Source organism: Aeromonas sp. 5HA1 (assembly GCF_029237245.1).
Lineage (GTDB): Bacteria > Pseudomonadota > Gammaproteobacteria > Enterobacterales > Aeromonadaceae > Aeromonas > Aeromonas salmonicida.
The window spans coordinates 92,792-117,337 of record NZ_JAACFW010000003.1; the positions used below are offsets into that span (position 1 = coordinate 92,792).

The following is a 24,546-nucleotide window of genomic DNA, read 5'->3' on the forward strand; positions in this document are numbered from 1 at the left end:
GGCAGTGATGCAGTGTCTCAATATCAGCAGGGCTGGCGTATTCCTTGCCAGCCCTGCTGAGGCATCAGTATTTGACGTTGTTGTGGTACTTGGCGAGTATGCCCTGAACTCTGTCCATGGTCTCCTTGCTGGGGGGCTTGATCCCGGTCAGATCATAGTTTTCACCCAGAACGTCCCACTTGTGCTTGCCCAGCTCGTGATAGGGCAGCAGTTCCACCTTCTCGACACTATCCCCCAGTTCGGCGATGAACTGGCCCAGTCCCTCTGCGCTCTCGTCATCGTCCGACCAGGTCGGCACCACCACGTAGCGGATCCACATTGTCTTGCCTTTGGCTGCGAGATAACGGGCGAACTCCAGGGTGTACTTGTTGCTGACGTGGGTCAGGGGAATGTGCTTCTCGTCATTGATCTGCTTGATGTCAAGCAGCACCAGATCCGTGTTGTCGAGCACCTTGTCGAGCTGTTCGTCGTAGTGACGCACAAAGCCGTTGGTATCGAGGCAGGTGTGAACACCCTTCTCCTTGCAGGCGGCAAACAGTTCGGCGATAAAATTTTGTTGCAACATGGCTTCGCCACCGGAGGCGGTAACACCGCCACCCGAGGCATTCATGAAGTGGCGATAGCTGGTGATGTCGCTCATCAACTCCGGCACTGTCACTTCGCGGCCACCCTGGGTATCCCAGGTATCCCGATTGTGGCAGTACTTGCAGCGCATCAGACAGCCTTGCATGAATACGATAAACCGTATTCCGGGGCCATCAACGGTGCCGCAGGTTTCAACGGAATGGATCCGGCCAATGACACCGGATGCACTGGTTTCAACGGCAGGGATCTGATTACTGACAGACATAGACGACTCCAACGATTCGAGCAGGCCGTGATTTTATTACATAAATCCCTATAAATCCTACCTGTTTAGCCCGACTGGGCCGCGCCGAGCAGGCTTTCCAGGGCTTTTACCGTCAGCGGCCGACTGGTCAGGAAACCTTGATAATGCTGGCATCCCAAGGTTTTGAGGATGGCGAGCTGCTCCTCATCTTCCACCCCTTCGGCGGTGACGGTAAAGCGGAAAACCTTGGCCAGATCCAGGATGGCCTTGACGATGGCCTTGTCCTGTTCGCTGTGAACCAGGGTTTGAATGAAGCTTCGGTCGAGCTTCACTTCGTCCGCCGGCAGATCCCGCAGATAGGCCAGCGACGAGTAGCCGGTGCCGAAGTCATCGATGGAGAGCAGTATGCCGAGATCCTTGAGTTGCCGCATGCGGGCTATGCTCTCCAGCCGGTTTTCCAGCACCACGGATTCGGTCACTTCCAGCAGCAGGCGGGAAGGGGGCACCCCTGTGTCGCGCAGTATGTATTCCACCTGCTGCACGAAGCCTGCGGTGTGGAACTGACGGGCGCTGACGTTGACCGACAGGTGGGGAATGGCAAAGCCGCGATTGAGCCAGAAACTGTACTGGGCACAGGCGGTCTTCATCACCCAGTAGCCGATGTCCTGGATGAGGCTGGTCTCTTCGGCGATAGGGATGAACTCGGCCGGCGGCACCATGGTGCCGTCGCTGCGCTGCCAGCGCAGCAGTGCCTCTATGCCGGACAAGCTGCCATTATCGACCCTGTATTGCGGCTGATAGTGCAGTTGCAGCTCATGGTGGCGCAGGGCATCGCGCAGCTGGTTGTTGATGGTGAGCTTGCTCTTCTCTTTCTCGGCCATGGCCTCGCTGAAGAAGACATAGTTGCCTTGACCGGCCCGCTTGGCCATGTGGGTGGCGGTGTCGGCCTGCTGCATCAGCACCAGATGATCCTGGTCTTCGCTGGAAAACAGGCTGATCCCCACAGATGCGCTGCAATGGAGTTTGTGATCCTCGATGTCGAACGGGGTGCGAAACAGCCCCATCAGCTCGCGGGCGAAGTGCTCGGCCAGGATCTTGGCAGTGACATAACCCTGACCCAGGGCGGTGAACAGCAGGGCGAATTCATCCCCCGAGATGCGGGCCAGCACCAGGTTGTCCTGAGGCAGTCCCTTGAGCCGCTCGACCACGGCTTGCAGCAGTTGATCGCCACAGGCATGGCCGAGGGAGTCGTTGATCGACTTGAAGTTGTCCAGATCCACCAGCAGCAAGGCGCCCCATTGACCGTTCGGTGCCTGCAGGGTGCATTGCATTATGTTGTTGAGGCTGCGCCTGTTGTAGAGGCCGCACAGATCGTCGTAATAGGCGAGCTGCTCTATGTGACGGGCGGCGTCTTTTTCCTTGGTGATGTCGTAGAAGCTGCAGACGTAGTGACTGAATTCGCCGAGCTCATCCTTGACCCCGCTCACCATGAGACGCACCGGGAACAGATGCCCATCCTTGTGCAGGCAGCGCTCCTCGCCCATCCAGAACTCCTGCTCATCGATGGCCCGTCTGACATCCTCTTTCAGGTGATCGCCATAATAGGTCGGTCGAAGCCTGACAATATGCTGGCCGATCATCTCATCGTTGCCAAACCCCGTGATGCGGCCAAAGGAGTGATTGACCTTGAGAATGATCCCCTGGTGATCCATGACCAGCAGACCGTCGTGGGTGTTGAAGGCCACTTCTGCCAGGCGCAGGGCATCGTCGGCGGCGAGCCGCTGCAACTCGATGGCGGCCCGTTCGTGCTGACTGCTGAGGGCATCGAGCAAGGGCATGGGGTCGGCTAGCGGCGTGTCGAGCAGCAAGGTGAGCTGTCCCATGGGGGCACCGCTCGGACCGTGCAACGGCACGCCGACATAGGCCTTGGCATTGAGGGCCAGCAGTTGGGTGGCGTGTGGATAGCGCAGGGGCAGGTCTTCCACATAGAGGGCCTGACCGTGCTGGAACAACTCCTGGGCGGGGCCGGGGTCCAGTTGTAAGGGTTTGAGGATGGAGAAGGTTTCTCCTTCCAGCACGCAGCGCGGAATGATCCAGAGCTCCTGGCCTCGCGGCTGGTATTCGCCGACCCAGCCGATGCGGGCACCACTCATGGTGACGGCCCAGTTTACCAGTGCACGGCAATAGGCGATGCCGGTCAACAGGGTCAGCTCGCCGGGCAAGGCCAGCACAGGATTGATGAGGGGTTCAGGCTCTGGCTGCCAGTGGCCGAGCAATTGGGCGCTGTGGCGCACCAGTTGCAGCATCTCTTCGCTCAGCACTGTGGCGCTGAGGTACTCAAGGCTCAGCACGCCGATGAGTTTTTCCTGCTCCAGCAGGGCGCCATCGAGGCGCGAACTCACCCCTGCATTGGCCAGATAGTAGTGCTGGCTCAACATGGGCTGGTGGGCCGCCTCGGAAAAACTCAAGGATTTGCGGGTGCGCAAGGCACGAATGTAGCGACTGTCACCGCGAATAGCCGAAAGCCCCTCGGCGCCGAGGGCAAAGACTGGGGTCAGCTGTTCGCTGCCGAGGGAGCCATTGGCCTGATAGTGCCAGAGGATCAGGCGATCGGCCCCCAGGCTCTCCTTGAGGGCTTCCAGCATGGCGACGAACTGTTGCTGGCTGGCCATCTGGCTCAGGCGTGGCAGCTGCAAGGCGAGATCGGCGATGGGTTCCTGGCGCTGGGTCTGCAGGCAGATGAGCCAGAAGGCATCCTGTTCATGGGAGAGGGCGATATGCCACTGCTGTCCGGCGAAGCGCAGCATCAGCTTGCCCCCCTGACCCTTGGCAAGGGCTTGCTCTATGGGCAGTCGCAGGGCATCCGGCAGTTGGGCCGGCCAGGCACTTCTCGGTTCATCCAGCCAATGAAGCGGGGTTTGCATCACATCGGTCAGGGCGACCAGCCGTTGGCTGCGCACATCCAGACGAAAGAACAGCGGTGTCTGGCTGGCAGGAGGAAGGTGACTGAGCGCGGTAGACGACATGAACTGATAACATCCTGTTGAACAACTGTCGGGTGGCAAGAATACTGCAAAACCGGTGCAAACAAAATTTCATTGAAATCTAAATTAGAAATCGCTAATTTAATGGCAATTTGTTGTTCACCGGAGTCTTGCTGATGAAACGGATCCTGATTGTAGGCGGTGTGGCTGGCGGCGCCTCTGCGGCGGCCAGAGCTCGCCGTCTGAGCGAAGAGGCCGAGATAGTGGTATTCGAGCGTGGCGAGTTTGTCAGCTTCGCCAACTGCGGTCTGCCTTACCACATAGGGGGGGACATACAGGATAGGGATGCCCTGCTGTTGCAGACACCCCAGAGCTTCAAGCGCCGTTTCAATGTGGATGTGCGAGTCTTTCACGATGTGATCGAGATAGACAAGGCTGGCAAGACCCTGCTGGTGCGTAATCTGCAAACCGGTGAAGAGCGGCGAGAGCCTTACGATCAACTGCTGCTGAGCCCGGGGGCCGCGCCAATCCGTCCTCCCTTCCCCGGCATCGACAGCCCGCATGTTTATACCCTGCGCAATATCCCTGACATGGATCGCATCCTTGCTGCTCTGCAGCATGATCATCCGCGCCATGTCACTGTAGTCGGTGGCGGCTTTATCGGGTTGGAGATGATGGAGGCACTGCATCAGCGCAAGCTGGAGGTCACCCTGCTGGAGCTCTCCGATCAGGTGATGGCGCCGGTGGATAAAGAGATGGCCAATATGCTCCACGCCCGTATCCAGGAAGAGGGCATAGATCTGCGGCTGCGCACCGGTCTTGCCGCCATCGAAAGTCTGGATGTGCTGGCGGAGAAAACCGCCGCCGTGGCGAGCGCCACGCGCAGTGGCTTGCGTCTGACCCTGAGTGATGGCTCACATCTTGAAACCGGTCTGTTGATCCTGGCCATCGGCGTCAAGCCAGAAACCCTGCTCGCCGCAAAAGCGGGGCTGGAGTTGGGCCCGCGCGGCGGCATCAAGGTAGATGCCGGCATGCGCACCTCGGATCCCTTCATCCATGCGGTGGGGGATGCGGTGGAAGAGACAGATTTTGTGACCGGCGAATCCGTGCTGATCCCCCTGGCGGGGCCTGCCAACCGGCAAGGGCGCATCGCCGCCGACAACATGCTGGGGCGGGCCGAAACCTACAAGAAGACCCAGGGCACCGCCATCTGCAAGCTGTTCGATCTGGCGGTGGCCAGCACGGGTCTCAACGAGAAGCGCCTGGTGCAACTGGGCCTGCCGTTCGAGAAGGCTTATGTGCATCCGGGCAGCCACGCCAGTTACTACCCGGGCGCCCATCCGGTCAGCCTCAAGCTGCTGTTCGCCCCCGATGGCAAGATCTACGGTGCCCAGGCCATCGGCAAGAATGGGGTCGACAAGCGCATCGACGTACTGGCGGTGGCCCAGCGCGCCGGACTGACGGTGTTTGACTTGCAGGATCTGGAGCTTACCTATGCACCGCCGTTCGGCTCGGCCAAGGATGTGATCAACATGGCGGGCTTTGTGGCGAGCAACCACTTGAAGGGGGATACCATCCTCTGCCACGCTGCCGAGGTACAGGCTCGTCACCCCCATCAACAGGTGCTGGATGTGCGCAATGGCCCCGAACTCGACAAGCTGGGTCGCATCCCGGGTGCCCTGCACATTCCCCTCGATGAGCTGCGCACTCGCCTCAATGAATTGCCCAGGGATAAGGAGCTGCTCATCAGCTGTCAGGTGGGCTTGCGGGGACACGTGGCTTGCCGCCTACTCAGCCAGCACGGCTTCAAGGTGAAGAACCTCTCCGGCGGTTTTAAAACCTGGCAGATGGCGGTGATGGACTAACCGACTCACCGCTGCCGTGAAACGCCGACCTCAGGGTCGGCTTTTTGTTATCTGTCTGGTGGCAATCTGTGCTCGACATTTTGCAATGAGTTTTGTGTCAAGCGAGTCGGATGTCTTATCCTGTTGCCTATCGCGCTGCTATGGCAGCGATCCAATCCGGGATGGAACCTATGCGCCCTTTCGACCCTCGCCCTGCTGCTCACCAATGTGCTCATGCTTTCGTCTCACCACTTAGGCGCTGCTGGTCAGCCCTGTTGCTCACAGGGCTGACCGGTCTGCTCTTGGCCGGTTGCGGCCCGGACAAGCCGGCAACCGCCGATCAGGCGTCCGCAGCCCGGCAAGTTGCGGGGGCGCCAGACACTGTGGTGCAGGCCAATGCCCGCCAGTATCGGGATGCACCGGCGCTGGCGCTGGTCTTCTCCGGCCCGCTGGCGCCCAAGTCCAATTGGCAAACCTGGCTCAGTGTGAGCGAGGGGGGCAAGCAGTTGCAGGGGGAGTGGGTCCTGGCCGAGGATGGCCGCACCCTCTACTTCCCGCAGGTCGCACCCGACAAGCGTTACAAGGTGACCCTCAAAGCAGGGCTGGGGCCTGAGGCGCAGAGCTGGACCCTCAAGACCCGGCCACTGGAGGCGGGAGCCTCCTTTGCAGCGAGCGGCATGGTACTGCCGCTTCGTCAGGAGTTGCGCCTGCCCATCAGCGCGGTCAACGTGGATGAGGTCAATATCGATTTCTTCCGGGTCGATGCCGAGTATCTGCCACGTTTTCTGGCCGAATACAGACCCGGCGCAGGCATGGGCAACTGGGAGCTCGAGCAGATCACCAGCCGCGCCAAGCGGGTGTTCAGCGGCCGTTACGCCCTTGAGCTAGATCCCAATCGCCGCGAGACCCGCCTCATCAACGTCAAGGAGCCGCAGCTGGCCGAGGCCGGCGTCTACTTTGCGGTCATGTCCCCCCTGGGCAACTACGACTGGCGCAAGGAGACCACCTATTTCGCGGTGAGCGACATGGGGCTCAGTGCCCGTCGCTATCGGGACCAGCTGGAGGTGTTTGTCAGCGCGCTCTCGAGCGCGGATCCCCTCAAGGAGGTACAACTCTCTTTGCTCGACGAGAAGGGCAACCGGCTGCAGGTGCAACAGACCGATCTGCGGGGGCATCGCCGCTTCGATCAGGTGCAGGGTGCGCGCCTGCTGCTGGCCGAGCAGGGCAAGCATCTGGCTGTGCTGCGCCTCGATGGCGCCGCGCTGGATCTCTCCGCCTTTGAATTGGGCACCCAGCCCTGGCAGGCCCAGCAGCTTTATCTGTTCAGCGGGCGGGATCTCTACCGCCCCGGCGAGCGGCTTGACAGTGAAATTTTGCTAAAAGGGCAGGATGGCCAGCTGCTGCCGGGCATGGCGGTGGAGCTGGAAGTGAAACAGCCGGATGGCCAGCTGCTGGAGCAAAAACGTCTGCTGCCGGACAGCCTGGGCGCCGCCCATTATGGCCTGCGCCTGCCGGATGATGCGCCACTCGGCCGCTGGACCATCACCCTGAAAACCGCCGCTGGCAGCCGCTTCGAGTGGCCCTTCCTGGTGGAAGAGTTCCTGCCGGAGCGGCTCAAGCTGCAACTCGGCAAGGGACCGGATGGTGAATTACTGAACCCGCAGGAGGCACTCACCTTGCCGTTGCAGGGGGATTATCTCTATGGCGCCCCGGCGAGTGCCACCAAGGCCAAGGCAGAGGTGAAGATAAGCCGCGCCTCCATGCCCTTCACCCAGTGGCAGGAGTTTACGCTGGGGGATGTGCTGCTGACCGAGCAGGCCAGGGATCTGGAGCCTGTCACGCTCACCCTGGACCAGCAGGGGCATGGCGCATTTTCGCTGGTGGATCAACTTGCCAGCGTGGGGACCCTGGGGCCGCTGGAGGTGGCTTATCGTGTCTCTTTATCCGAGCCCGGTGGCAGGGCGGTCAATCGCAGCCGTACCCAGTACGGCTGGCCCACCGGTAGCCAGTGGCCTGCGCTCAAGGCCGATTTCGTGGCAGACAGAGTGGAGGGGGGCAAGACGCTGCCTTTCCAGATCCTCAACCTCGATGAGCAGGGCCAGCCGGTGGCGGGCGAGGTAAAGGTGCGTCTGGTCAATGAATTCCGTGACTACTACTGGCACTACGCCGATGGCGAAGGGTGGAAGTACGAGTTCAACAGTCAGCCCTATCTGGAGCAGGAGCAGACACTGCAACTGGATGGCAAGGGGCCGACCACCCTCAGCTTGCCCTTGGCGGCGGGCTGGTATCGGTTGGAGGTGGAGAACAGTCAGGGCCATCAGTCCAGTCTGCGGGTCGAGATCGGCAGTTACGCCTGGGGTGGCGGTGGTGAGCAGGCGCGGCCTGACAAGATTGCCATCACCCTCGACAAACGCGCCTATCAGGCGGGTGACAAGGCGAAAGTGACTCTGGTTGCCCCCCGTGCGGGCAAGGGGCTCTTGCTGGTGGAGGATGGTGACGGCCTGCGCTGGTGGCAGCGTATCGAGCTGCGAGCCGAAGGTGGTGGATTGGCAGAGGCGCGTGGCGAGTTCGAGATCCCCGTCAGCCCTGAGTGGCAGCGCCATGATCTGCATATCTCTGCCCAGATTGCCGCCCCTGACAGCGAATCAAAGCCGGTGAGCCAAAAGAGTGTGCAGAGCCTGCGGTCGGTCGGTCTGGTGCCGCTCGCGCTCGACCGGGAGGCCCGCCGCCTGCCGCTCACCTTGAGTGCGCCGGACAAGGCGGTGCCGCTCACTCGCCTCGAGGTGGCGGTGACCTCGACACCAAACAGCCAGGGCCGGGTGGTACTTGCTGCGGTGGATAGGGGCGTGCTCAATATCAGCGATTACCAACCCCTCGATCCGTTCGAGATCTTCTTTGGCCGCAAGCGCTTCGCGCAAGACTTGTTCGACAACTACGGTCAGGTGATACCGCCGCAGGATGGCAAGCTGGCTCGCCTCAACTACGGCGGTGATGCGCCGGCCCTGAAGAAGGGAGGGGCGCTGGAGAGCCGGGTCGAGGTGGCGGCGCTCTGGAGCGGCGAGGTGAGTTTTGACGAGAGTGGCAAGGCGGTGATCCCGCTTGATCTGCCCAACTTCAACGGCGAGCTGGCGCTGATGGCGCTGGCCTGGAACGAGCAGCAGGTGGGTCAGGCCGAGCGTGCCGTCAAAGTCGTGGCGCCGTTGGTGGCCGAGATAGGCTGGCCGCGTTTTGGGGCCAGAGGGGATGAGACCCGTGCCCTGGTGCAACTGCGCAACATGAGTGGTGAAGATCAGAACCTGTCGCTGACCTGGACTCTGACCGGTGGCTTGCAGGCGGGCGGCGAACTGCCCGGGACGCTGGCGCTGAAAAATGGCGAGGAGCAGTGGCTGACCCTGCCGCTCACAGTGACCGGGGCGAGCGGAGTGGCTCGCCTGCAACTGGCCGCCAGCGGCAAGGATTTTGCGGTAAACCGCGAATGGTCGCTGTCGCTGCGATCCCCCTGGCCAGCCCAGACGCGCCAGCGCTATCAGATGCTGGCACCCAACCAGCAGATGAGCTTTGCCCAGAGCGAGCTGGCCGGGCTGGATCCCGTCAATCTGCAAGGGCTGCTCAGCCTCTCCGGCACGCCTCCCTGGGATCCGGCCGGCCAGTGGCAAGCGCTTGCCCAGTACCCCTACGCCTGTCTGGAGCAGACCCTGTCTCGCGCCTGGCCTTACTTGCTGACTACGGCGGATGAGCGTGCTGCCTGGTCAAACAATCTGCCAAACGTGGACAAGCCGGTGAGCGAGGTGGACCTGCAGCGCGCCCTGCTGCAACGGTTGCAACGACTGCAATTGCCCAGCGGCGGCTTTGGTCTGTGGGATGGCCGCTCCGATGAGGAGCAGTGGCTCACCGCCTATGCGGCCGACTATCTGCTGACAAGAAAAGAGGCCGGAGATGCCGTGCCCGAGGCCATGTTGAGTCAGGCCATCAACCGTTTGCAGAGCTATCTCGGCGACAGCCAGTATGGGGAACGCTGGAGCAGTGCCCCCGAACACAGCCGGCTGGCTTATCAGGCTTACAGTGCCTTCGTGCTGGCGCGAGTAGGCAAGGCGCCACTTTCCACCTTGCGCCTCATCTGGGAGCAGCAGGCGGATCATGCCCGCTCCGGTTTGCCGCTGTTGCACCTCTCGCTGGCGCTTTCCGCCATGGGGGATGAGCAGACGGCTGCCAAGGCTGTGACTCGGGCGCTGGCAACCCCGCGCGGCGATGACTATCTGGCCGATTACGGCTCGCCCCTGCGCGATGGGGCGTTGGAGCTCGCCTTGCTGCGCCAGCACAAGCTGGCCGAGGATCGCTGGCCCGAGCTCAGCGCCAAGGTGGCCGATACCCTGGCCCATCGCCAGTGGCTAAGCACTCAGGAGCGGCTGGCCCTGTTGCGGTTGGCACAGGTCGATCCTGCGGCTGACTGGCAGGCCAGGGTAGCGTCAATCAGTGGCAACCAGGCCGTTGCCGGTAAAAACAGTGTGCAGATCGGTGCCCCCGAGGCACTGGCGGCGACTGGCGTGACCAATGAAGGCAAGGGCTCCCTCTATGTGCAGCGCACCCTGGTAGGCTACCCGGAGCAGGCCCCCGTACGCATCAGCCAGGGCATGAGCGTGACTCGCAGCTGGTTCAATGCCGATGGTAAGCAGCTCGATCCTGCCAAGGTCAAGGTGGGCGATTTGGTGGTGGTGCGGCTCAATGTGAGCAGCGAGCAGACGGTGCCCGATGCCTTGCTGGTGGAGATGCTGCCGGCGGGATTTGAGCTGGAAAACCCGGCCCTTGGCACCAGCATCAAGCTCGAGGAGCTCAGTATCGAGGGCAAGCCTGCGTGGCAGAGCGAGTGGAGCGACTACCTCAAACATCAGGAGTTTAGAGACGATCGTTACACGGCCGCGCTGGATCTGAGCGAGGGGGGCAATCAGCAACTGGTCTATCTGATGCGAGCAGTGACCCCGGGTCGTTATCAGGTGCCGCCGACCCAAGTGGAAGACATGTATCGACCCGAACTGCGGGCGGTGGGCCAGGATATCCATGAGGTGGCCATTTCTGAGTAATTCGCCTTTGCAGGACGAGGCGCGTCCAGCCGGTTTTTGGTCGCGTGCTCGCCAGTGGTTGCATCAGGGCAGGCTTGCTTTGCCAGGTTTGCCTCGCTGGCTGCGGCTGACGGGGTTGGGAATGGGGGCTCTCATCCTGGTGTTGCTGGTGCTGGATCGCGCCTACCCGCCGCCACCGCTGGATCCTGCCTATGCGCGGGTGGTGCTCGATATGAAGGGGCGCCCCCTGCGCGCCTTTGCCGATACCAGCGGGGTGTGGCGCTATCCGGTGACCCTGGCGCAGGTCTCTCCCCGTTACATAGAGGCATTGCTCGGCTACGAGGATCGCCATTTCTGGCGCCATCCCGGGGTCAACCCTGTGGCCATGGTGCGCGGGGTCTGGCAGTGGCTGCGTTACGGGCGGGCCGTGTCGGGGGGCTCGACCCTTACCATGCAGGTGGCCCGCCTGATCGAGCCCTATCACAGGAGCGTGCCCGGCAAGCTGCGCCAGATGGCGCGGGCGCTGCAGCTGGAGTGGCACTACGACAAGCGCACCCTGCTCACCGTTTATCTCAACCGTGCCCCCTTTGGTGGCAACCTTGAAGGGGTACAGGCGGCCAGCTTTGCCTATCTGGGCAAGAGTGCGGCCAAACTCACCCATGCCGAGGCCGCCCTGTTGGCGGTGCTGCCGCAGGCCCCCAGCCGTTACCGACCCGATCGCCATCCGGATCGCGCCCGCGCCGCCCGTGACAAGGTGATGCAGCGGCTGGTCAAACAGGGAGCCTGGCCAGACGCCGTGTGGCGTGAAGGGCGAATAGAACCCGTGCTGGCGCGCGGTCACTTCACCCCCATGGAGGCGCCGCTGTTTGCCCGTTTGGCCGCCGACAGTCAGCCGGGCGCCCTGGTGCACACCACCATAGACGGCGATCTGCAGCGCTGGCTGGAGGCGCGGGTGGCGACTTATATCCGTCGTTTCCCGGAACAGACCTCCGCCGCCCTGCTGCTGGTGGATAACCAGACCATGGCGGTGCGCGCCTACGTGGGCAGCGCCGAGTATGGCAATCTGCGCCGTCATGGCTACCTCGACATGGTGCAGGCGATCCGCTCACCCGGCTCCACCCTCAAGCCGTTTATCTATGGTCTGGCCCTCGATGCCGGCCTGGTTCATTCGGCCTCCCTGCTCTCCGATGCACCCAGATTGGGATCGGACTATCGACCCGCCAATTTTACCGGCGCCTTTCAGGGGCCTGTCACCCTGACCCGGGCGTTGCAGCAATCCCTCAACGTCCCCGCCGTGCAGGTACTGGAGGCCCTGGGGCCCGATACTCTGGTCAATCGACTGGACAACGCCGGGGTCAGGCTGGCCCTCTCCGACAAGCCCAATCCGGCTATTGCGCTGGGGGCGGCCGGCGTCAGGCTGGAACAACTGGTGGCGCTATATAGCTCCCTCACCCGGCAGGGACAGGTGGCGATGCCGGTCTGGCTGGCGGGGCAACAGGCGGTCTCGCGCCCCTTGCTGAGCCCCGGGGCCGCCTGGATCACCTGGCAAATTTTAAGCTCGCAGGGGCGTGCTGATCAGCCCTTTGCCAGCGAGGCGACCGGCCGGGTCAACCGGCTGGCCTGGAAGACGGGCACCAGCTATGGCTATCGGGACAGCTGGGCGCTGGGAGTCTCCGGCCGCTGGACCCTGGGGGTCTGGCTGGGGCGGCCCGATGGCACCCCCTTGCCCGGTTTTTATGGCCAGAGCGCGGCTGTGCCGCTGCTGCTCTCAGTCTATTCGCGACTGGGGGACAACAGCCTCTTGCCGGCGCAACCCAATACGGTGAGCGAGGCCGAGATCTGTTGGCCACTGGGGCGGCGGGTGAGTGCCACCCTGCCTGAGGCCTGCTTGCAGCATCAGCGCGCCTGGCTGCTGGATGAGCGGGATCCCCCTACCTTGCCAGACCCCATGGATTGGCCTTCCCCCTTGCGCCAGGTGGCACTGACCAGTCAGGGCAAGCCGACCCTGGCCCGTTGTGACGATGCCAGCCAATCTGTCTGGCGGGCGCTGTGGCCCTTGTCGCTGGAGCCCTGGCGCGCGCCAGGCGAGCGGCGCAAGGCGCTGCTCGCCAGCGGTTGTGAGGGAGAGGCACAGGGGGCGGATCTGCAGGCGCCGATTCGCATCGTCGCCCTGGGGGAGGGCAGCCTTATCCGTAGCCAGCGCTATCGCCTGCAACCCAGGGTGCTGGGTGGCGTGGGCAAGCCATTCTGGTTTCTCAATGGCCAACGTCTGCGCTGGGATGGGGATCAGGTATTGAGCAAGGCAGGCCGCTACCAGCTGGTGGTGGTCGACGAGGCGGGCAACAGCGACAGGGTGGAGTTTCGGTTAGAGAATCCCTCCTGAAGAGGGGGATCCTCCTGATTTGGCCGGGCAGCGCGCCGGCATATTGGCGCAGCCTCATATCATCACGGCGGACTCAGGATTTGACCTGGCCCAGCCGGGTGAAGAAGTGCTGGCTCTTGCGCTGGTGAAAGTGGCTCTTCTTGATGGGATGGAAGATGAGGTTGCTAGTCGGGTGGCTTGCCTTGAGCTGATGGATCATTGCCATGGCGGGCAATGAACAGCTGATCAGGGTGGTGAGCGGCAGGCTGTGAGTCGCTGGCCCCAGCAGCTGATTGAGCCCTTGCTGCGCCAGCTCGAAACGGGTCAGGGCTGCTGGCTCGGCGTAGCCGCTGCCCAGCATGGTGAGCATGGCATCGAGGGCCTGATGGAACTCGGCCAGTTGCTGGCGAAAGCCGCTGCGGGCGCGCAGTGCAATCAATTCCTCGAAGGAGATTTCGCTCAGGTGAGTGGGCACTTGCAATGGTATCTCGAGGTGGAAGCAATCCTGGCCGCCTCTATTGTGGTAGCGGGATTCGAGCAGGTGCAGCAGCCTGTCCAGATAGTCGTGATCCGTGATGAGCGCCCCCTCATTGGCGAGTGCCCACTCACGGGCGAGGCGCATGGAGAGCAGATTGGCAAAGCGCCGCGCCATCTTGATCCCCCCCTCATCCTGGCTGGCAAAGCCGTGGGTGAGGCAAAAGCCGTGCAGCCGTTCAAGGCCGGCCTGGGTCGGGCAGAAGCAGTCGTGATTGGCGCTTTGACGCCAGCGAGTGATGAGTTCCCTGTTGCCAAATACCTTGTGGCGGGCAAAGTCGGGCGCAACAAGACCGCCGAGCTGACTCTCCAGCTGAGGGGTGATATCTGCAAAGAAGGCTGGCTCGGGCCGCTCTGCCAGCAAGTCGGTTCGCTGCTCCAGTGTACTTAGCAAAGTGGTGAGGCCGCTTTTCTCACTGATGGTGAAGACGAAGGCGAGCCGCTCCAGATAGAGCAGGGCAAACTTGAGCCAGAGCTCGTCACGTACCTCCATACCGGGGTAGTAGATATAAGTCTTCATCGGATCTTCTGTGTTGAAGCATCTTGCCAGGGCGCAGGTTCGGGAATATACGCAAGATTGCCGCCGGGCCGCAAACATTGAGTGGGAGAATATGGGTGAACGCTCAGCCTGTAGGCGTTGGCAACAAAGTTCTGATATAATCCGCGCCCTTAAATCAAGGCCACCCGAGTTGAAACCATGAAGTTCATTATCAAGCTGTTCCCGGAAATCACCATCAAGAGCAAGTCAGTGCGCCAGCGCTTCACCAAGATGTTGCAGGGCAACATTCGCAACGTGTTGCGCCGCTTCGACGAAGATGCCCGCGTACGGATGGATTGGGACAAGCTGGTAGTGAGCTCCCGCAATGATCAGTTCCACGCCCAGTATCTGGAAACCCTGGCCTGCATCCCGGGCATCCAGTACTTCCTCGAAGTGAAACTGAGCAACTTCACCGACCTGCACGACATCTTCGAGCAGACCCGCGCCGTCTGGGGCGATCGCCTGAAAGGCAAGACCTTCTGCGTGCGTGCTCGCCGTGTCGGCAAACACGATTTCAGCTCGCTGGAGCTGGAGCGTTATGTGGGTGGTGGCCTCAACCAGCATTGCGAAACGGCCGGCGTACGTCTGAAAAAGCCTGACATCCAGGTCAACCTGGAAGTGGAAAACGACGAGCTTTACATCATCAGCGCCGTTCACCATGGCATGGGTGGTTTCCCCATGGCGACCCAGGAAGACGTGCTGAGCCTTCTCTCCGGCGGCTTCGACTCGGGCGTGGCTTCCTACCAGTTCATCAAGCGTGGCTGCCGCGTGCACTATTGCTTCTTTAACCTCGGCGGTGCCGCCCACGAGATCGGGGTCAAGCAGGTGGCCTACTACCTGTGGAGCAAGTTTGGTGCTTCCCATAAGGTGCGCTTCACCGCCATCGACTTTGAACCCGTGGTCGCCGAGATCCTGGAGAAGGTGGATAACGGCCAGATGGGGGTAGTGCTCAAGCGCATGATGATGCGCGCCGCAGGCCAGGTGGCGGACTACTTCCAGATCCCGGCCCTGGTGACAGGGGAGTGCGTGGGTCAGGTCTCCAGCCAGACCCTCACCAACCTCAACGTCATCGATCGGGTGACCGACAAGGTGATCCTGCGCCCGCTCATCACCTGGGACAAGCCTGACATCATCAGCGAAGCCCGTCGTATCGGCACCCTAGAGTTTGCCGAGACAATGCCGGAGTATTGCGGCGTCATCTCCAAGAAGCCGACCGTGAAGGCCGAGCTTTCCCGTATCGAGGCGGAAGAGGCCAACTTCGACTTCGCCATTCTGGACAAGGTGGTGACAGAGGCCCGTTACCTCGACATTCGCCGCATCGGTGAAGAGACCGCCGCCGAGGTTCAAGAGATAGAGACCACAGAAGTGCTGGCCGCTGACGAGGTGATCCTGGACATTCGTTCCGCCGACGAGCGCGACGAGAAACCCTTGGTGGTGGAAGGCCGTGAAGTGCTGCACATCCCCTTCTTCAAGCTGGCCACCGCCTTTGGTGATCTGCCCAAAGAGCAGACCTATCTGCTCTACTGCGATCGCGGCGTGATGAGCAAGCTGCAGGCGCTCTACCTGAAAGAGAAGGGTTTTGACAACGTCAAGGTGTACCGCCCGTAATCAGGGGTGACGTTTCGAATAAAAAATCCGGCCGATGAGCCGGATTTTTTATTTCACTGCGCATCACGCTCAGATGGCGTGTCAAGACAACGTGAGGATCAGGGGCAGGGGACAGGGGTAAAGGTTGACTCGCCCTGGCAACGCCAGCCCATCTCGGCCTGCTTCATCTGCCACAGGTTATTGCTGCGAAACAGGGTCAGGATATAAAGCATGTCACTCTTGTTGCCATCGAGGGCAACTGACAGCACCAGATCATTATCCAGTTGCTGTGCCTGGATGCGACTGGGTATGTCGCTATGGCCGACAAAACGCAGTGCTACTTCACGATAATCATTGACCCAGGTTTGCCGGGTCGTGCTTGCCTGACGGATCTGCTGGTTGAACTGCTGCACCGGAGTAGAAGCCAGTCGTCCAAACAGTACCTGTGTATCGGCGTGCGCCGTTGCCACATTCATCAGTAGCAGGGAAGTAATGAGCCCAAGTTTTTGCATGAGGGATTCCGGCTTACAACGACTGGATCCTATGACAACAGAAAAGCCCGCTTGGTTCAACGTAACGAGGCCGGGAGTGCGACATGCCCCCCGGCCCGAACATCAATGGCGTTGCAGCGAAAAGGTGGGCAGTGACAGGTGCCAGTAAATGGCAGCGACCCGCAGACCAAATACCCCCAGCATGCTGATCAGCATGGCGGTCACCCTGTCCACGTTGACCTCCAGTGCCAGGGTATAGAGGATGCCCCCCAGAATGCAGGCAGTGGCATAGATCTCCTTTTGCAGCACCATGGGCACCTCCCGTGCCAGCACATCGCGGATCATGCCGCCAGCCACACCCGTCATGGTCCCCATGATCACCGCAATCAGACCTGGGGTACCGAAGTTGAGTGCCTTCTGGGCACCGATCACGGTAAAGAGAGCCAGCCCGAAGGCATCCGCTACCGGCAACACATACCAGGGCATTCGCTTGGGTAGCTTGACCATCCACATACCCACCAGCGCAGTGGCAATCACCACCCAGATATAGAGAGGGTCACGCACCCAGAATACGGGGGTGGCACCCAATATCATGTCGCGGATGGTGCCACCGCCAATGGCAGTTACCGCCGCCAGCACCATGACGCCGAAGGCATCCATCCTGAGCCGCCCTGCTACCAGGACGCCCGAAAACGCGAATACCGCAGTACCAAACATGTCGCTGATGTAAACAATCTGCTCAACCAGTGTCTGCATGGAGAACAACTCACGTCCAATTGTTGATGGGGTCGCGATTTTAGGGGGTGGACAGGCTTCTGACCAATGATGGCCTGCAAAAATGAGAGCCAGCCCCAGTTTTTGCAAATGGGATGTGGGTGCGCGGATGCGCGCTGACACCTTGCAGGTCAGGGCACTTGCTTTGTCATGGCCTTTGGCCTGTGCGGCATCCTTCTGATAAGGGGAACTTTTTGGATTTTTTCTCTTAAGTAAAACGGGAATGTGCCGATAAATAGGGTAAGCGGCGTTAATGCGATGAAGCGTTAAAAATAATGCTAAAGACATCGAAAAAGAGGCCGTTAAATAATACGCATCGGACAGGAAAGACAATAAAGTCCGAGCAAATTAGATAGTAAATTTAATAGCTTAGGAGAATGGTTATGGCACTTTATATCAATACAAACGTTTCATCGCTTAACGCCCAGCGTAACCTGATGAACACCAACAAATCTCTGGATACTTCTTACACCCGTCTGGCATCTGGTCTGCGCATCAACAGCGCAAAAGACGATGCGGCAGGTCTGCAAATATCCAACCGTTTGACCTCCCAGATCAATGGACTGGACCAGGGTAACCGTAACGCCAACGATGGCATTTCCGTTGCCCAGACCGCAGAAGGTGCCATGGATGAAGTGACCTCCATGCTGCAACGGATGCGCACCCTGGCTCAGCAATCTGCCAACGGTTCCAACAACACCGATGACCGTACCGCTTTGCAGCAAGAGTACACTCAGTTGATGACTGAAATCGACCGGGTGGCAAAAGACACCACCTTTGGTGGCCAGAACTTGCTCAGTGGTGGCTATGTGGGCTCCTTCCAGGTTGGCGCCGACGCAGGTCAGACCATCACCTTCCGGATGACCACTGCCTTCACCATCTCGGGCATGGCATCTGCCACCAGTGGCAGTGCTTCTGTAACTGTGTCTACAGCAGCTACTGGTGAGCCCTACACCATCAACAAGACGGCAGGTACACCGGTTACCTCTACCAGTATGTCATCCATCCAGGCGGCAAGTTCAGCCCAGTCTGCCATGGCTAACCTGGACTACATGATCAAGGTGGTGGACAGCAAGCGTGCGGAATTGGGTGCGGTACAAAACCGTTTTGACTCAACCATCCGCAACCAGGCGAACATCTCGGAGAACGTCAGTGCGGCTCGCTCACGTATTCGTGACGCAGACTTTGCGACCGAAACGGCCAACCTGACCAAGCAAAACATTTTGCAACAGGCGGCATCCACCATACTGTCGCAGGCAAACCAGCGTCCCCAGTCTGCACTCTCGCTGCTGCAGGGCTAACAAAAGAAAACAGGGCGGTTGTTCAGGCCGCCCTGGTCAAGAGATGGAACAAAGGGGTGTTCGGTTTGCACTCTGTTCTATCGGGAGAGAATCAATTCTCTATATTAGTAATGCCAAGTGTTGTACAGCTGTTCAGTTCTGTCATCCTTGGTCATATTCTCCTGAGCGTATGCTCATTTTAGGCCGGTTTTCCGGCCTCTTTTTATTGTGTCGTCAAATTGACGCCACTCGCCCATATCAAAGCACAAACCGTGCCAAAAGCAGCCAACGCCTCTATCCGGCTCCTCGGCCAACTCTAGACCCCCTGGCTACTCTCCTGTCCTCTTCCCCTTTGCCGCCTGCCGGATAAAACTTGCCGCCTTCGGCAATTATTTTCCTAAAGCTTGTGTCCCTGCGGCCGTTAAATAAAGTGAAGCAATCGAGGGGTGTTCGGAATCCAACGCTTGCACTACTGCGGGTGGCCTGTTCGTTCAAACAGACACCCGCCAGAAGACACAGGATTGTTCAACCTGTACTTCTAACGGTGGGACGTCGCTTTGTCGGCGCAACCCGCAGTCGCATGTTCTTCGGGAGAATATTTTTATGGCCATGTACATCAACACGAATACTTCATCACTGAACGCCCAGCGTAACCTGATGAACACCAACAAGTCCCTGGATACGTCCTATACCAGACTGGCCTCCGGTCTGCGTATCAACACCGCCAAGGACGATGCCGCCGGTCTGCAGATCTCCAACCGTTTGACCTCACAAGTCAATGGTCTGGATCAAGGTAACCGCAACGCCAACGATGGTATCTCGGTTGCGCAAACTGCCGAAGGTGCCATGGATGAAGTCACCTCCATGTTGCAGCGTATGCGTACCCTGGCTCAGCAATCCGCCAACGGTTCCAACAACACTGACGACCGTACTGCACTGCAGCAAGAGTTCGATCAGCTGACCACCGAGATCAATCGTATCTCCAGTGATACCACCTTTGGTGGCCAGAAGCTGCTGGATGGCTCTTACAAGGGATCCTTCCAGGTGGGTGCCGATGCTGGTCAGACCATCACCTTCAAGATGACATCCGCGTTCACCATCAGCGGTATTGCGTCATCGACCAAGGGGAGTGCTACGGTTGCAGTATCAACTGCTGCGACAGGTGAGCCTTACTCGGTGAGCAAAGGCACCACGGCAGTGACCTCCACCAGTGTGAGCAGCATCACCACTGCCAGTGCCGCCCAACTGGCCATGGCCAACCTTGATTTCATGATCAAGGCCGTTGATAGCAAACGGGCAGAGCTGGGTGCGGTGCAAAACCGGTTTGACTCGACCATTCGCAACCAGTCCAACGTCTCAGAAAACCTGAGTGCAGCACGCTCTCGTATTCGCGATGCGGACTTTGCGACTGAAACAGCCAACCTGACCAAGCAGAACATTCTGCAACAGGCGGCCTCCAGCATCCTGGCGCAAGCCAACCAAAGACCGCAGTCTGCCTTGTCCCTGCTGGGTTAACAGGCAGTGATGAGATAGAAAGAGGAGCGACGATATGGCCAATGACATTGGAATACCCTCATCTGTCACTCCTTCTTCTCTTCAGTCAAGTAGCAAGAGCGGCCAATCGGCCGCTCAAGTGCTATCTGGCACGACGGAAGAGCAGCGGGTGATGGCACAGGATGTGAAGAAGCAGCAAGAGGAGAAGGCGCAAGAGAAAGTCAGAAAACAGGATATTTCTGAGGTTGATATTGAAAAGGAGGTCCAAAACTTGCAAGAGTTCAGTAAGTTGCAAGGATGGACTGTCAATTTCAGTGTCGAAAAGGATCTCGAGCAGGTTGTCATCAAGGTGATGGATGCCCACACCAAGTCGATGATCCGTCAGATCCCGAGCGAAGAGTTGCTGGCCATCAGCAAACGGATCAAGGATCTGCGCGAAGGCGATGCGACCGGCGGAGGTTCCCGTGTCGGGCTGCTGCTCGATAACGAGATCTAATACGCAAGCATAACGAGGAGAGTGAGTATGACCACAGTAACTTCTGCCGGTGCCGGCTCGGGACTCGATCTTGAGTCTGTGATTGCTGCCAGTGTGGATGCCAAAAAGGCACAACTGCTGCAGCCAATTACCACCAAGAAGACCAATGCTCAAATCACTCTCTCAGGTGTTGGGCAACTGAAATCAGCCATCGCTTCCTTTGTGACCACGCTCAAGGCGATGTCCAAGGACGATGCATTCAACAAACGCGCCATCAACATTACTCAGGACAAGGACAATCCCGTACTCAAGGTGGAGAGTAAAACGGGGGCCTCCAACGGGCAGTACGACATCACAGTCAACAAATTGGCGAAGACCAGCAAGTTTGAAGGTGAATTTGACAAATCCACCGACCCTATGATCACCCAGGATGGGAAACTGACCTTCAAGGCGGGTGACAAAACCTTTGATGTGGATGTTAAGGCGGGGGATACGCTGCAATCCATTCGCAAGCGTATCAATAATGATGGCGATAACTTTGGCCTCAGCGTCAACATCATGAACACGGCCAATGGCAAGTCCAAACTTGTTATCGACTCCGGTGTCAGTGGTACTGGCAAGGACTTGCAGATTACTGGCAACACCACAGAGTTGACCGACAACTTCATCTCCAAACTGACTCAGACACAAGAGGCCAGGGATGCCGAGATCACGGTGGACGGCAGCACACTGACCAGTGCAACCAATACCTTTGATGGTACGATTCTCGGACTCAAGGTCACAGTGTTGAGAGAGTCCGACAAAAATGCGGACAATTCGCTCAAATCCAACAAGGTGGATGTGACCACAGACAAGGCTGGCATCAAGGACATGGTCAAGAGCTTCATCGATGGCTACAACGCCCTGGTGAAGAAGAGCGGTGATCTTGGCAAGCGCAGTTCGATTGTGGCCGGGGTCAGTCAAAATGATGGGGGTGCCTTGGCTGGCGATGCCACTACCCGCGCCGTGACAAATATGATGACCGGGGCCATCACAGAGCCTTCCAAGAACTCTTCCACGTTTTCGACCATCTTTCAGCTGGGTGTCAAGATGGACAACAAGGGGGTGCTCTCCCTTGATAGTGAGAAATTCGATGAGGCGGTTGACAAGAACTTCGACCAGGTTGTGGCCCTGTTTGGTGGCAAGGATGGCGTGGCCGGCAAGATGGCCGGGCAACTGGAAAGTTACTCCAAAACCGGTGGCTTGCTTGCCAAGCGGGAAGATAGCCTGAATTCGGATCTGCGTGATGTCAATCGCAAGCAATCGGATGTTTCGGCCCAGCTGACCAAGTATGAAGAGACACTGCGTGCCCGTTACGGGAGCCTGGACAGCATGCTGGCCAAGATGAACAAGTCAGCCTCATATTTGAACCTGCTCAACACCAAGAACAGTAATTCATAGTCAGGATCGGTGTTTCTATGTATCGGAAAAATATCAAAGCCTATACCACCCAGAGTCTGCAATCCGAGCTGGCAGTGGCCGACCCTTATCGCGTCATTCAGCTACTGATGCAGGGATGTCTCGAGCGTCTTGCCCAGGCGCGTGGCGCGATTGAGCGTCGCGACTTTGAGCACAAGTCCCAGTCCATTTCCAAAACGATGGCCATCATCAACGGCCTGCAGGACTCGCTGGATCTCTCTTATGGCAAAGTACCCGAGGACTTGTTCGCGCTTTATGATTACATGAAGGCCCGGATGATGGATGCCAGCCGGGATATGGATATCAGTGCGGTTGACGAGGTGATTAACCTGATGCTGACCGTAAAAAGCGGGTGGGATGCGATTCCCGTCGAAGAGCGCGACAAGGCGCTGGCACAGCAAAAAGTAGGCAGGGCGGAATGAACCGCCCCCCTCTGATTGTATTGATGGAAACTGGCAACCAGCTGTTGGCGCTGCTCGAGCAGCGCCAGCTGCAGGAGGCTGACAAGCTGGTAGAGCCTTATCTCGGTGCGCTTGATAGTGCGTTTCAACACATTCCATCGGGTGCTGTGCTTGATGCGGAGCACCGTCAGGCATTGCAGCAGTTTCAAGCCATCCATGAGTGGGTGGGAAAAGAGAAACATCTTGCAGAAGAGGAGTTGCTGCAGTTTTCCAAAGCGGGTCGCGCCTCTGATCTTTACAAGCTGAATGCAGGTTAGGCACATCATGGATTTTAATAAAAACATTGCCGATGTAGAAAATGAACTCTCTCGCTTAGAGCGGCAAAAAAAACAGGAAGCCGCCATGCTGGACGTGCTTCCTGTTCGTCATCAGCTCAATATGGCTGCTTTCGCAAAACACATGCCCGGCATTCATGATTATTTCAAAGATTATCAGCCTGTCCGGCCATTTCGTTTTTTCTGCAATGACAATGGTATTCCCAATATCTTGTGGCTTGATGATGGGGTGTCTCTTTATGGTGAGGATCCGTTTGCCGAGGTACAGGCACAGATAGCAGAAGTGATCGAGCAGAGTGTGTTGCAGTGCATCGATTTTATTCCTCAGTGGCATATCGATGGCCAGATCCACATAAAATTTAATAATGAAATATCCAAATTAAAAGAAAAATCAGCCTTGGAAGGCTTGCGGTTGAACAGTGCCCTGCACTCAGATATTCCGTTGTCACTGATGTACGGGATCGGCTTGGGATACCAGCTGGGTTATCTCTATGAGCAGTGCAAGATCAGGAACCTGTTTGCCTTCGAGCCTGATCTCGATATGTTCTATGCCTCACTCTATTGTTTCGATTGGCATGAATTGTTCGAATATATGGAGCGTGAGTCACTTAGCCTGCATCTGTTCATCGGTGTCGACGAGCAACTGCTGGCAGCGGATATGATGGAAGCCCTTCATCGCAAGGGAGCATTCTGGTCGGCTAGCTACTTCTCTTTTTGCCATTATCATTCTCCCAAGCTGCACGCGCTGATAAATCAGGTAGAGAGCGAGTTTTACCTGCTCAAAACGGGCTGGGGCTTCTTTGACGACAATATCTACGCGCTGGCTCACAGCCACAATCATTTGCAAGAGGGAACTCCGTTCCTGAAGCGGCAGCGTGATACATCGGCATTCAGCCAGGTGCCAGTGTTTGTTGTGGGTAATGGTCCTTCTCTGGATCAGAGCATTGACTTTATAAAGCAGCATCAGCAACAGGCTGTCATCATCGCCTGTGGTACGGCTGTCAGTGCGCTTCACAAGGCGGGTGTCAAGCCAGATATTTATGTGGCCGTAGAGCGTACCAAGAGTTCGGCAGATTTCCTGCGCATTCTTGATGCCGATGACTTTATCAAGGATACCGTCTTCCTGAGCGTTGATGTTATTCACCCCGAGTGCAAAGGATTCTTCCGCAAGACGGGATTGACGTTCAAACCCAATGAACCCATGTTTTCCATGCTGGTCAGTGCCTTTGGTCAGGCATTTGAATATGACACCATTGAGTTTTCCAACCCGTTTGTGGGGAATACCGGACTCAACTATGCCGCTTTGCTGGGCTTCAAACAGGTGTATCTATTCGGCATCGATAATGGCTACAAGTCGGCAGGCAAACACCACTCCAGTTTGAGCTTGTATTACAACGACAAGAAAGAAGCCAAATATAACGAGAATCTGAAAGATACCTTCCCGGCACCGGGCAATTTTGGTGGGGAGGTGCGCATCAATCATTTGTTTGGGCTCGCCATCCATAATATGGAGCGTGTGCTGAATAATTATCCTGATTTGCGCTGCATCAACAGCAGTGATGGGGCCTATATCGAGGGCGCCATACCTCAAAGTGTCGAATCCTTGCAGCCATCCTGGCCCGAACTGGATAAAGTACGATTGATGGATGAGGTGATGGATCGCTGCTTCCAGCCTTTCGACATGACCAGCATTGACTTCAATGCCGCGCTCAATGTGTCGCTTTTCGATGAGCTGATAGATAAATTTCAAGCGGATTGGCAAAAGGTGCCGCGTGAGCACAATGCCGTGTTGGCTCTTATGCAACGACACCATGACTATCTTCTTTACTTGCTCATGAGCCGTGAATGCCATCTCTATCGTGTGATGATAGGCTCGATAAACTATTTCTATGCCAATATCATCAGCCTGATGATGGCCTTGGTAAATGCAGACTCTGACGAGTTTGAAATAAAGCTGAAAGAAGCTGAATCAATACTCGGGCGCTTCTTTGAGGAGAGCAAGGTCATGTATGCAGATGCATTCCAGCGGCAGGACTCCACCTACTTTGCTGGGCTCAATGTGTTCAAACATACCTGACCAGCAGGTAATGCCTTTCAGTGACG

General features: G+C 58.3%; 16 protein-coding genes. 11 read left to right on the forward strand and 5 right to left on the reverse strand.

Annotated features, from left to right (window positions below):
* Positions 1–64 precede the first annotated feature (64 nt).
* Both pflA and GWQ27_RS04105 read right to left on the reverse strand, forming a co-directional pair.
* Positions 65–850 carry a pyruvate formate lyase 1-activating protein gene (gene pflA / locus GWQ27_RS04100; protein WP_059168524.1) on the reverse strand — a complete coding sequence of 262 codons (786 nt, stop codon included), beginning with the start codon at positions 848–850 and terminating at the stop codon, positions 65–67.
* A gap of 65 nt (positions 851–915) precedes the next feature.
* Positions 916–3,855 (reverse strand): EAL domain-containing protein, encoded by a 2,940-nt coding sequence (locus GWQ27_RS04105; protein WP_192873358.1) that lies wholly within the window; start codon positions 3,853–3,855, stop codon positions 916–918.
* 134 nt (positions 3,856–3,989) lie between these two features.
* Between GWQ27_RS04105 and GWQ27_RS04110 the strand changes: the two genes are divergently transcribed.
* From GWQ27_RS04110 to pbpC, 3 genes are all read left to right on the forward strand, one after another.
* Positions 3,990–5,678, forward strand: a complete 1,689-nt coding sequence (locus GWQ27_RS04110; RefSeq protein WP_275906739.1) for an FAD-dependent oxidoreductase — start codon at positions 3,990–3,992, stop codon at positions 5,676–5,678.
* Positions 5,679–5,848: 170 nt separating this feature from the next.
* Positions 5,849–10,735, forward strand: coding sequence for an alpha-2-macroglobulin (locus GWQ27_RS04115; protein ID WP_275906740.1), 4,887 nt, complete (start codon positions 5,849–5,851; stop codon positions 10,733–10,735).
* On the forward strand, positions 10,713–13,097 hold the full coding sequence (gene pbpC / locus GWQ27_RS04120) for a penicillin-binding protein 1C (RefSeq protein ID WP_275906741.1): 2,385 nt from the start codon (positions 10,713–10,715) through the stop codon (positions 13,095–13,097). The genes GWQ27_RS04115 and pbpC overlap by 23 nt, the downstream gene beginning before the upstream one ends.
* 73 nt (positions 13,098–13,170) lie before the next feature.
* Here the strand turns inward: pbpC and GWQ27_RS04125 are convergent, their stop codons facing one another.
* Positions 13,171–14,130 (reverse strand): hypothetical protein, encoded by a 960-nt coding sequence (locus GWQ27_RS04125; RefSeq protein ID WP_111588670.1) that lies wholly within the window; start codon positions 14,128–14,130, stop codon positions 13,171–13,173.
* Between the two features lie 177 nt (positions 14,131–14,307).
* Here GWQ27_RS04125 and thiI point away from each other — a divergent pair, with 177 nt between their 5' ends.
* The gene (gene thiI, locus GWQ27_RS04130; protein ID WP_111588671.1) at positions 14,308–15,756 is read left to right on the forward strand and encodes a tRNA uracil 4-sulfurtransferase ThiI; all 1,449 of its coding nucleotides are present in this window, start codon (positions 14,308–14,310) and stop codon (positions 15,754–15,756) included.
* Positions 15,757–15,854: 98 nt separating this feature from the next.
* Here thiI and GWQ27_RS04135 read toward each other — a convergent pair whose 3' ends face one another.
* Positions 15,855–16,247 carry a hypothetical protein gene (locus GWQ27_RS04135; RefSeq protein WP_021138553.1) on the reverse strand — a complete coding sequence of 131 codons (393 nt, stop codon included), beginning with the start codon at positions 16,245–16,247 and terminating at the stop codon, positions 15,855–15,857.
* Between the two features lie 102 nt (positions 16,248–16,349).
* Entirely contained in the window at positions 16,350–16,982 is a 633-nt protein-coding gene (locus GWQ27_RS04140; RefSeq protein WP_005310300.1) for a trimeric intracellular cation channel family protein, read from the reverse strand.
* A 401-nt stretch (positions 16,983–17,383) separates the two neighbouring features.
* Between GWQ27_RS04140 and flaA the strand changes: the two genes are divergently transcribed.
* The 7 genes from flaA (at position 17,384) to GWQ27_RS04175 (ending at position 24,520) form a co-directional block, all read left to right on the forward strand.
* On the forward strand, positions 17,384–18,301 hold the full coding sequence (gene flaA, locus GWQ27_RS04145; RefSeq protein WP_131731059.1) for a flagellin A: 918 nt from the start codon (positions 17,384–17,386) through the stop codon (positions 18,299–18,301).
* A gap of 582 nt (positions 18,302–18,883) precedes the next feature.
* Complete coding sequence (flaB, locus tag GWQ27_RS04150; protein ID WP_212539862.1) at positions 18,884–19,795, forward strand: flagellin; 912 nt, start codon at positions 18,884–18,886, stop codon at positions 19,793–19,795.
* Positions 19,796–19,829: 34 nt separating this feature from the next.
* Positions 19,830–20,270 (forward strand): flagellar protein FlaG, encoded by a 441-nt coding sequence (locus GWQ27_RS04155; protein ID WP_034523542.1) that lies wholly within the window; start codon positions 19,830–19,832, stop codon positions 20,268–20,270.
* A gap of 27 nt (positions 20,271–20,297) precedes the next feature.
* Positions 20,298–21,689, forward strand: a complete 1,392-nt coding sequence (gene fliD, locus GWQ27_RS04160) for a flagellar filament capping protein FliD (RefSeq protein ID WP_111589718.1) — start codon at positions 20,298–20,300, stop codon at positions 21,687–21,689.
* 17 nt (positions 21,690–21,706) lie between these two features.
* Positions 21,707–22,129, forward strand: coding sequence for a flagellar export chaperone FliS (fliS, locus tag GWQ27_RS04165; protein WP_125607838.1), 423 nt, complete (start codon positions 21,707–21,709; stop codon positions 22,127–22,129).
* Positions 22,126–22,425 carry a hypothetical protein gene (locus GWQ27_RS04170; RefSeq protein ID WP_275906742.1) on the forward strand — a complete coding sequence of 100 codons (300 nt, stop codon included), beginning with the start codon at positions 22,126–22,128 and terminating at the stop codon, positions 22,423–22,425. Before fliS ends, GWQ27_RS04170 begins: the two co-directional genes overlap by 4 nt.
* A 7-nt stretch (positions 22,426–22,432) precedes the next feature.
* Positions 22,433–24,520 carry a 6-hydroxymethylpterin diphosphokinase MptE-like protein gene (locus GWQ27_RS04175; RefSeq protein ID WP_275906743.1) on the forward strand — a complete coding sequence of 696 codons (2,088 nt, stop codon included), beginning with the start codon at positions 22,433–22,435 and terminating at the stop codon, positions 24,518–24,520.
* Positions 24,521–24,546 lie beyond the last annotated feature (26 nt).

Excerpts from the sequence above, each read along its gene's own strand:
- GWQ27_RS04175 (WP_275906743.1), top strand. The coding sequence starts at position 22,433 with ATGGATTTTAATAAAAACATTGCCGATGTAGAAAATGAACTCTCTCGC.
- pbpC (WP_275906741.1), top strand. The coding sequence starts at position 10,713 with ATGAGGTGGCCATTTCTGAGTAATTCGCCTTTGCAGGACGAGGCGCGT.
- fliS (WP_125607838.1), top strand. The coding sequence starts at position 21,707 with ATGTATCGGAAAAATATCAAAGCCTATACCACCCAGAGTCTGCAATCC.
- GWQ27_RS04135 (WP_021138553.1), bottom strand. The coding sequence starts at position 16,247 with ATGCAAAAACTTGGGCTCATTACTTCCCTGCTACTGATGAATGTGGCA.
- GWQ27_RS04105 (WP_192873358.1), bottom strand. The coding sequence starts at position 3,855 with ATGTCGTCTACCGCGCTCAGTCACCTTCCTCCTGCCAGCCAGACACCG.
- GWQ27_RS04125 (WP_111588670.1), bottom strand. The coding sequence starts at position 14,130 with ATGAAGACTTATATCTACTACCCCGGTATGGAGGTACGTGACGAGCTC.
- GWQ27_RS04170 (WP_275906742.1), top strand. The coding sequence starts at position 22,126 with ATGAACCGCCCCCCTCTGATTGTATTGATGGAAACTGGCAACCAGCTG.
- thiI (WP_111588671.1), top strand. The coding sequence starts at position 14,308 with ATGAAGTTCATTATCAAGCTGTTCCCGGAAATCACCATCAAGAGCAAG.
- flaA (WP_131731059.1), top strand. The coding sequence starts at position 17,384 with ATGGCACTTTATATCAATACAAACGTTTCATCGCTTAACGCCCAGCGT.
- GWQ27_RS04155 (WP_034523542.1), top strand. The coding sequence starts at position 19,830 with ATGGCCAATGACATTGGAATACCCTCATCTGTCACTCCTTCTTCTCTT.
- fliD (WP_111589718.1), top strand. The coding sequence starts at position 20,298 with ATGACCACAGTAACTTCTGCCGGTGCCGGCTCGGGACTCGATCTTGAG.
- flaB (WP_212539862.1), top strand. The coding sequence starts at position 18,884 with ATGGCCATGTACATCAACACGAATACTTCATCACTGAACGCCCAGCGT.
- GWQ27_RS04140 (WP_005310300.1), bottom strand. The coding sequence starts at position 16,982 with ATGCAGACACTGGTTGAGCAGATTGTTTACATCAGCGACATGTTTGGT.
- GWQ27_RS04110 (WP_275906739.1), top strand. The coding sequence starts at position 3,990 with ATGAAACGGATCCTGATTGTAGGCGGTGTGGCTGGCGGCGCCTCTGCG.
- pflA (WP_059168524.1), bottom strand. The coding sequence starts at position 850 with ATGTCTGTCAGTAATCAGATCCCTGCCGTTGAAACCAGTGCATCCGGT.
- GWQ27_RS04115 (WP_275906740.1), top strand. The coding sequence starts at position 5,849 with ATGCGCCCTTTCGACCCTCGCCCTGCTGCTCACCAATGTGCTCATGCT.